General features: G+C 48.2%; 1 protein-coding gene. It reads right to left on the bottom strand.

The features are described from left to right. Positions 1–556 (bottom strand): inverse autotransporter beta domain-containing protein (locus FE394_RS19465; protein WP_319927961.1); only part of this gene is annotated, 556 nt, incomplete at both ends.

Below are 556 nucleotides of genomic sequence, written 5' to 3'. Positions count from 1 at the left end.
GATATTCAGGGAAGGTCAGGGTGAATTTATTGCCGGCATCCGGCGTCAGTTTTCCGCCATGTTGTGTAAATGCGCTATTTTCCTGCCATCTGACGGTATCGTTGCTGTTAGTGGTTACAGAAATCGGGGCGTGTACTTCATGGCTATAGCCCACAATAGTCCTGGGTAAAGAAAGTTGCAGGCGGGACTGTTTTTGGTGGTCAAGGACGATGTTGTTATTTCTCTCCACCAAATCATAACGGCTGCCCGCTAACGTCCGCATAGACGCGACGCTTTCTGGCGATAGCTGTACATGGAGGGGAACGCCCAGTTTATAATTTAAATTCGCCAGAAATTGGGCTTCGCTATAGCCCCTTTCTCCTTGTTTATAATCCACGCCCATGGTGAACAGCGGAATGGGGGTGTAAGTGACGCCAACTTTAGCCAGACTCGGGTTTTTCTGTTTGGTGTCGCGGTTAAATAACGTCACGTTATCACCAAAATACTGCTCATAGGACAGTTTCCCGCCCAGATTAGGATAAGCCGGCAGGAAAAACTCACCATTGATGTCATAACC

The organism is Xenorhabdus littoralis (assembly GCF_033949345.1).
Taxonomy (GTDB): Bacteria; Pseudomonadota; Gammaproteobacteria; order Enterobacterales; family Enterobacteriaceae; genus Xenorhabdus; species Xenorhabdus littoralis.
Note: the sequence above shows the minus strand (reverse complement) of the source record. Positions and strands in the feature narration are given on the sequence as shown.